The sequence below is a fragment of the Desulfobacterales bacterium genome (assembly GCA_029211065.1).
GTDB lineage: Bacteria > Desulfobacterota > Desulfobacteria > Desulfobacterales > JARGFK01 > JARGFK01.
Genome location: JARGFK010000146.1, coordinates 1 through 8,871, shown reverse-complemented (window position 1 = coordinate 8,871; position 8,871 = coordinate 1). Strand labels below are relative to the sequence as shown.

Sequence of the window (8,871 nt, the reverse complement as noted above, 5' to 3'; positions counted from 1 at the left end):
CTTCATTCCAGAAAGACAATTCTTTCTGGGATGCATTTTCTTTATTTAGCGGCGAACCCCTGGTGTTCGCGTACGCGGGCAAGCTCAACAGCAGATACATGATGATATTTACGGTTATAATACCTTTCATGGCGCTTATCCTTACTCTTTGATGAATGTAAACTGATCCAACAGTTTTTCGTCTTTGAAAGCGGCTTTTGCTTTTATGGTATATGTCCCTTTGGCGGTGAAATTCACGTCGGCTCCGTAAGCTTCGTTCATTAGCATCGTCATTACATTGTTTTTAGTGCTGTCCGGGGCGGCAACCTGATATCCGACCTTTGCGTCTGTTACCGCGTGCCCCTGTTCATCACGAATATATGTTATCAGGTGCTTCTCTTCACGCCCGGGCAAATCCAGCAGATGGTAGGCCAGGCGATATCCCTGAACAACGGATTCATGAATTTTTTTTCCGATATGTCCGGTATGATCAATCGCTTTTTGTTGATCCGAAGCCACCACCGGCAGACTCAAAATGAGCAGAAAAGATATCGGTACGATAAACAAGGATAATGCAGATTTTAAATATTTCATTGTTCAATCCTTTCATTTGCACGTTTCGTTTAATTTTATTATCATTTTTTTGTTTTCAATTTATGCCTGCGGTTCGGACCAGATTATTCGCAGTTCCCACTTCCGCCAGATATAGTAGACCGCGGGAATGATGACCAGGGTGAGAATGGTCGAAGAAATCAGGCCGCCGACCATAGGCCCCGCGATTCGCTTCATCACCTGTGAGCCGGTTTCCGTTCCGATCATCACCGGCAAAAGGCCGATCAAGGTCGTAGAGACAGTCATAAGCTTGGGCCGGACCCTTTCTACAGCACCTTCGATAATGGTAGCTTTAAGGTCCTCAGGACCGTTCAACCGGCCCTCGGCGTGGCACCTATTAAAACTTTCATCAAGGTAAACCAGCATGACCACGCCGGTTTCAGCCGCAAGTCCTGCCAGGGCGATAAATCCCACTGCAACTGCCACCGACAGGTTATATCCCAAAAGATAAATAAGCCACACCCCGCCGACCAGGGCGAAGGGAAGACTCGCCATGACGATCATGGCCTCGACGACATTATGGAAATGTACGTACAGCAGGATGAAGATTACCATCAGGGTCACCGGCACAATGATATTTAATGTTTTTCGAGCCTTCTCCATGTACTCGAACTGACCGCTCCATACAATTGAATATCCTGCCGGGAGGGGGATTTCCCGCTCCACTACTTCCTTGGCCGACTTGACGTAAGAGCCGATGTCGATCCCTTTCAGATCCACATAGATCCAGGCAGATCGGCGGGCGTTTTCGCTCTTGATTCCGGCCGGCCCCTTATGGATCGAGATATCGGCAAGCTGCGCCAGCGGCACCTGTGCACCGGTGGGCGTTGAAACGAGGACCCGTTTGAGCCGATCGATATCGTCGCGAAGCTCCCGGTTGTATCGCACATTGACCGGATAACGCTCCAGACCCTCGACCGTGCTGGTCACATTCATCCCGCCGATGGCAGTCATGATCACATCCTGAACGTCGCCCACCGTCAGTCCGTACCGGGCAATTTCGTGCCGCCGGATATTAAAATCGAGGTAGTTACCGCCGGTGACACGTTCGGAGTAGGCTGAGAGGGTGCCCGGAATGTCCCTGACTACTGCTTCGATACTGGAGCCGAGTTCCGAGAGCACTTCAAGATCGGGCCCCATCAGTTTAATTCCTATCGGTGTTTTAATTCCGGTGGAAAGCATATCCATACGGGTCTTGATAGGCATGGTCCATGCGTTGGTAACACCCGGGAATCGAATCGTCTGATCAAGATCTTCTATGAGTTCGTCAATTGTCAGGTAACGCTCTTTTGCAAAGAACATGGAAAAGGGAGCTTGCAGCCACTCTGGCCAGTCTGAAAAAAATCGATCTATTTTCTTTTTGCGCCACTCATGCAGTATCTTCCCCTGTTTTACTTCAGGCCAGATCCAGACAAACGGTTCCTTGAGCCATCCCGGCCAATCTGAAAAAAACCGCTTAACCGGCACCTTCTCATATTCCACCTCAGGCCTGAGGGTGATGGTGGTCTCTACCATCGAAAGGGGGGCCGGATCGGTGGCGGTTTCAGCCCGTCCGACCTTACCGAGCGTGTGGTGCACCTCGGGGAACTGTTGAATGATTCGATCGGTCTGTTGGAGCAGTTCCTTGGCTTTGGTTATGGAAATACCGGGAAGGGTTGTGGGCATATAGAGCAGGTCGCCCTCATTCAGCGGAGGCATAAATTCGCTTCCTATTTTCAATGCCGGATAAATGGAAATTCCTAGAACGGCAATGGTCACCAACAAGGTCGTTTTTCGCCAACTGAGCACCTGATTGATAAAAGGACGATACACCCATATAAAAAACCGACTGATGGGGTTTAGCGCTTCCGGCATGATTTTTTGCGGTACGAGACAAACCGCTGAGAAGGCCGACACCACAAGAGCTCCAACCAGGGCCCAATCGGGCAAGGAGACACCTGCCAGTCCGGCCGCAACAACAAGAGCGGGCGGTCCGCCGACAAACCCGGCCCAGATGCGCACTTTCTTCCACTTACCTGTTTCAGGTGGCAGTGTTTTTTCTCTGATAAAAAAGGTCATCAGCACCGGCACAACGGTAACCGCAATAACAGAAGAGGCGGCAATGGCAAAGATATATGTATAGGCCAATGGTTTGAACAAACGCCCTGACTGAGCCTGAAGGCTTAGAACCGGCAGAAAAGAGACCGCAATAATAAGCAGGCTATAGAAAAGGGCAGGGCCGACCTCTTTTGCAGATTCAGAGATAATCTCTGCGTGGGGCTTGTTCCCCTGGCTTTTTTCCATGTGTTTATGAGCGTTTTCAACCAACACCACGGCTGCATCCACCATCACACCAATGGCGATGGCGATACCGCCTAAGCTCATGATGTTGGCGTTGATGCGCAGAAAGTACATAATCAGAAAGGAAACCAGAAGACCGGCCGGCAGGGTAAAGATGGCCACAAATGCCGATCTGAAATGGAGTAGAAAGATGACACAGATCAGCGCAACTACAGTCATTTCCTCGATTAACTTTCTTTTGAGTGTCTTGATGGCCCGTTCAATTAACCCTGAGCGGTCATAGCCTTTAACGATAATCACTCCCGGTGGAAGACCCTTTTCAAGCGCTTTGAGCTTTTTCTTTACGTTTTGGATCACCTTCAAAGCATTTTCACCAAACCTCATCACGACAACGCCGCCGGCGGCTTCGCCTTCACCGTTCCAATCCAGAATCCCCCGGCGCAATTCGGGCCCAATCTGGATATTCGCGATGTTTTTCAACAAAACCGGCGTTCCCTGTGAGTCCACACTAATGACAATTTTCTCCAGATCTTCTATCGAACGGATATATCCGAGCCCCCTTACCATGAATTCGGTTTCCGCCATTTCGACCAGTTTTCCACCGACATCGTTATTGGAACGCTGAATCGCTTGCTTTATCTTCTGGATGGAAATATTGTAGGCCTGCAGTTTGTTCGGATCGACTTCCACCTGGTACTGCTTGACAAAGCCCCCGATGCTCGCGACTTCGGAGACACCATTGACAGTGGTCAGTTCATACCGGAGGTACCAGTCCTGAATACTTCTGAGTTGCTGGAGGTCGTAACGGCCGGTGGTATCTTTGAGGATATATTCATATACCCAGCCGACCCCCGTGGCATCCGGCCCCAGGCTGGGCGTTACCCCCCCCGGAAGGCGCGCGGACACATAATTGAGATATTCGAGAACCCGCGAACGGGCCCAGTACAGGTCGGTCCCGTCCTCAAAGATAATATAAACAAAAGAATATCCAAAAAAAGAGTATCCTCGAACGACCTTTGCATAGGGGACCGCCAGCATGGCGGTGGTCAATGGATAGGTCACCTGGTCTTCCACCACCTGGGGCGCCTGGCCCGGGTATTCGGCGAAAATAATCACCTGAACATCAGAAAGATCGGGAATGGCATCAAGGGGGGTGTTGAGCATGGCTAAAGTTCCTCCCCCCATCAAAAAGACCATGGCCAGTATCACCATAAATTTATTTTTTATTGACCATCCAATAACTTTCGCAATCATTTTATCAATCCTCTACCGCGTTATCCGCATCACTTCGCCGATTCTCTGGGCGGATGGTTACATGTCCTTGAAAAAGGCGTCTTCGTCTTCCAAGTCCTTAAAAAAGTCTTCTTCCGGCTCCGGTTCGACAACTTTATCTTCAGCGGGTTCTTTGGTTACCGCTTTGGCGCGTCTGGTTTCCAGCATCTTCTGGATGGCCTCTTTGAGCTTGGACTCCGAATCGAGCAGGAATTGTCCGGAGGTTACCACTGTTTCTCCCGCAGCAAGACCGGTAAGGATCTGGACCTTTCCGCCGTCAAGGTTGAGTCCCAGGGTGACATCCCGCGGGGTGAACTTATTGCTTCCGCGCACAACGAAGACAATATTTCGTTCTCCGGACCGGATAACGGCTTCGGAAGGAATCTGCAAACCCGATCCGGCCACGGTTTTGATCTTAACATCGGTGTACATGTCGGGCTTTAACACCATATCCGGGTTTTCAAACGCCAGCCGGACGACTACATCCCGGGTTTTCCGCTGCAGATAGGGGTAGACAAATGAAATCCTGGTGCTGAAATTTCGGCCCGGCAAATACGGCAGCGTCATTTCCGCAATTTGACCCTCTGTAACAAAAGGCAGTTCGTATTCATAGATATGCACCTCCACCCATACATGCGAAAGGTCAGCAATCCGATAAACGGGGGTCCCTTCTTTAACGTAGCTACCTTCGAGTGCATTTTTCAAAATAACCACCCCGTCAAAGGGTGAACGAATGGTAACCGTTTTTTTAACCTCGCTGGAGCGCTCCATCGCTTGAATCTCATCAGCGGCGATGTCAAAATATTGAAGCCTTTTGCGGGCGGCCTTGAGCAGCTCTTTGTTGGATCTGTCCGACATTTGATTCAGGTTGCGGAAGGTGACCAGATATTCCTCCTGAGCGGCAAAGAGCTGTGGTGAATAGAGCTCAAACAGGGGTTGCCCTTTTTTAACAAATTTCCCGATAAAATCGATGTGTATCTTTTCGATCCAGCCGCTGATTTTAGAGCTTATCTCAGCCGTGCGCGTCTCGTCATAGGTCACATGGCCATAGGTCCGGATGGTGCCGACCAGCGGTCCTTTTTCCACGACAGCGGTTCGAATTCCCATATTTTGCTGGATCACCGGATCGACTTTGACCTCCACCCCGCCGACAAGCTCGTCATCATAGACGGGGACCAGATCCATTCCCATGGCGCTTTTTCCGGGGTTGTTATAAATTTCGGTGGGGTTCATGGGCGCCTTCCAGTAAGCGATTTTCCGCTCTCCCGCTACTTTTTTTTCTGTATCCGGAGATTGTTCCTGTATGCCCCGCAGTCCGAGGTATCCTGAAAAATAAGCACCGCCTCCCGCCAGAAGCAGGGTTAGTACAGCCGTCAATGCGGCCACCCGGAAAGGGGAAGTGGCTTTTTTGTCTGCGTGATAATTTGTCATATTAAAAATCTCCTAAAAGTCTTTGGGTCCCCTGAATGACGCGACAGGGCAATGAAATTACACGTTATTTATCTGAGCGATGTGCCAACAACCTGCTCCAATTCTGCCCATGCAATTTCGAAATCGCTTCTTTTTCTCTCAAGTGTCAGATTTGCCTTGAGCCAGGTGGTATAAGAATCGATCACATCGGCAAAGCTCACATTGCCGGACTCATAGCCGCGAGTTGAAACATCAAGGGCGGATCGAGACAGTTTTACGACTTCATCCTGATACAGGGCGGCCTCCCGCCCGGCCTTGTCGATGTCGAACCAGGTATTCCGAACCATTGTGTTTGTTTGCGTTTCGGCCTGTTTCAGCTCTTCATTGAGAGCGTATAGTTTTTGTCGGGTTTCTCGCAGATATGCATCTTCGGTCCCGTACCAGGGCATTTTGGGTAATCCTGCACCTCTTGATGCTTCGGTTCGAGTCGGGAAAGTCTCTTTTCGGGCAAAAGATCCCGCATCGTTCACGGGTTCGTCCCCATAAAGAGCAAGATTCAGGCTGTATCCGGGCAGGATCATGGTTTCGGCCATTTCGATCATCAGTTCTATCTTGCCCACCTGCGCCCTCAATCGTCGGAGTTCCTGGCGCCGCTCCTGTGCGACAGGATATAAATCTTGAAGAACCGGAACATCTCCTGCCGGATGGGCTGTTTCCGGCAAACCCAGCTTGACGGCGGGGGAAAGGTTCAAGATCTCCCGAGTTTTGGCTTCTAAATTTCTTTGTTTTTCTTTCAGGGTAATAAGATTTTCATCCAAAATTTCCCGCCTGATGCGAACCTTGATCACATCCTGATAACTGGTCCTGCCGGATTCATATCGTGAATTGGCCACAGACTCTAGTTTTTTTAGCAGCGCAACCATTTCGGCTGTGACACGTTCCTCTTTGAGAACGTAGATCAGATTCCAGTATGCTTTGCGCATTCCTGTCACCTCGTCGCGGCGGACCGCCTCCAGGCGTTCACGTTGGACCCTGACCTCCAGGTTAACGATTTCGCCTTTTAAGGTCATAACTCCCGGAAATGGGAACTTCTTGTCCACCGGATCTTTGCCTTTCATGGGGCCAACGCCCACCATCAGCGCTTCGGTAAAGGCGGTGTATTGGCGAAGAATTACATCCAGCGCCGTTACTTGCGTGAAAGCCTCTATGGCACCCCGGAGTCTGGCTTCGGCAGCCTTTATACCGGTATTTCGAAGCAGAGTCAGTGTCTCAAGACGCTTTAAGGAATAGGTCCCAGTCAATGCAATTGCCGCTGCCGACGCGTCCGTTTCAGCTTGGCGCAAAGATAGGACAACGTCCGGGTCAAGGGATAGAAAGCCCTCTTGTTCTCCAGACGGCTTGAGCGCTTTTTCCCATCGGGTTTTCAGTTCTTCGATCCGTTTTTTTTCAACGGCAAACGTCTTGTCAACGTCCGGTTCTGTCTGCACGGGAAGCGGATGAAATTGGTCCTGGAAAAATCCGGTCGGTTGATACGTATCAAGCGCTTTTTTCATATCACTGTATCCGGCGTGGGCCAGTTTTGATGTGATGAAAAACAAGCATATCGTAATGAAAATTTTTCGGTTCATCTGGTCTCCTTTTCAATGATTTTTGCAGACGGATCCTTCCTTTGCGTGACGCTGCGCCCCACAAGGCGCTCAAGGCGTGCCAGATACTTGTCATAATCTGTCTGTGCCCTTGCCAGCGCCAGTTGAAAATTGTACCAAACAGACTGCGTTTCGATAAAGTCTGAGAAACTGGAGGCTCCCTCGAGAAACCAGGTTTCGGCTATCTCCATAGCCTTGGCTGCCTGGGGCAACAGGTCGTTTCGATAAAGCATCATGAGCCGGTTTGCATTCTCCAGTCGAAAATACAGGGAACGAATTTGGGTCCGGGAATCGTTGATTCGTGCTATTTTGCCGGCCTCACGTTTTTTGGTTTCCGCTTTGGCACGGGCGATATAACCTTTGTTCTTTCCAAACCAGAGGGGAAGTGTTACCCCGGCCTGAATTCCGAATGCGTCCCGTCCGGCATCGGGGGGAGGTTTTGAGACATCCGGTTCGCCGATGCCCGCATAAAAAAGCCCAATCTTAAAATCCGGCATATTTTCATATTGGGCAAGCTCGATTTGTTTCTCGGCCTGCTCGATGCGCACTGCTGCCATCTTGATTTCTTCCTGATTGGTCTCAGCCAGATCGTATATTTCGTCTATACTGAATACGACCGGTGAAATCGGTCCCGCCTGCAATATACCAATGAGTGCATCAGGGTGCCGGTTCAACAGGCCATTTAACATTGCTGTTTCAGTTTTTTCGAGATCCTCAAGCAGAATGATATCGTAGCGCAGTTGGCCAACCTGAGACTGTGACTTAACCATATCCAATAGCGTGCTTCGGTCCTGGGCAAAAGACGTTTCGGCGACCTTACGCAAATGATCGATCAGTTTCAGATTCTGTCCGGCCACCTCCCTTGCCTTTCGGATATACTGGAGTTCGAAAAAGGATTCCCTTATCGATACGATAATATCTCGTATGGTTTGATCCATTTTCAACCGGGCAATTCGGGCCTCGGCTTCCACCACCTCTCCGGCCTTGGATAATTTTCCGGGAAATGGAATTCTTTGCGAGATACTGGCATTCCAGTCCTGGGGGCCGAGCCGGGTCTCAATAGGTTCCGGGAAATAGGTCATCGACAACTCCGGGTCCGGATATCCGGTCACCACACGGTAGCTCTCAACGACCGCCTGCCAGGCTTCTCGTACTTCACGGACCGACGGGTTCTCCTGATATGCATACGATATAAGATCCCCCAGGTTTGCCGATCGCGCCAGCCGTGTATCAAGATCCTTAATGTCCGTGAATTCAGCGGCAGCTGAAAGCCGAATAGAGATAAACAGGCTGGCTATCACCAGCATCACGTTAAGAATCCACCGGACGGCATTACGTTTTCCGTTAATCCTCTCTTCCTGTATTCTTCCCCCTATTTTCAGCATCTAAGCCCCCATGTTTCGATTGAAGTCAAGACCATGCCTTAATGACGACCATAGTGACGTCATCCGTCTGGGTAGCATTTTGGCGAAAAGCCACCAGATTATCCGTTATGGCCCGAATAATTTTTTCGGCAGAACCACGGCTGTTGCTCCGTAAAATTTCACGAAGCCTGTCTTTACCAAACCTCTCTCCCCGTTCATTTTCGGTTTCCCAAATACCGTCCGTTCCAATCAAGATGACCTGTCCATTGTGCAGGCCGTTAAGCGAATACTCCTTAAATGACCGTTTT

General features: G+C 50.1%; 6 protein-coding genes. All 6 read right to left on the bottom strand.

Annotated features, from left to right (window positions below; translation table 11 throughout):
- Nucleotides 1-141: 141 nt before the first annotated feature.
- A complete protein-coding gene (locus tag P1P89_20865) occupies nt 142-573 on the bottom strand; it encodes a hypothetical protein (GenBank protein ID MDF1593967.1) in 432 nt (143 codons plus the stop codon).
- A gap of 60 nt (nt 574-633) precedes the next feature.
- Entirely contained in the window at nt 634-4,125 is a 3,492-nt protein-coding gene (locus tag P1P89_20860; protein MDF1593966.1) for an efflux RND transporter permease subunit, read from the bottom strand.
- Between the two features lie 57 nt (nt 4,126-4,182).
- Complete coding sequence (locus P1P89_20855) at nt 4,183-5,574, bottom strand: efflux RND transporter periplasmic adaptor subunit (GenBank protein MDF1593965.1); 1,392 nt, start codon at nt 5,572-5,574, stop codon at nt 4,183-4,185.
- A 68-nt stretch (nt 5,575-5,642) separates the two neighbouring features.
- Complete coding sequence (locus P1P89_20850; GenBank protein ID MDF1593964.1) at nt 5,643-7,181, bottom strand: TolC family protein; 1,539 nt, start codon at nt 7,179-7,181, stop codon at nt 5,643-5,645.
- Entirely contained in the window at nt 7,178-8,584 is a 1,407-nt protein-coding gene (locus P1P89_20845; protein ID MDF1593963.1) for a TolC family protein, read from the bottom strand. The genes P1P89_20850 and P1P89_20845 overlap by 4 nt, the downstream gene beginning before the upstream one ends.
- A 25-nt stretch (nt 8,585-8,609) precedes the next feature.
- The coding region (locus tag P1P89_20840) for a SpoIIE family protein phosphatase (protein MDF1593962.1) at nt 8,610-8,871 on the bottom strand (262 nt) is incomplete at its 5' end.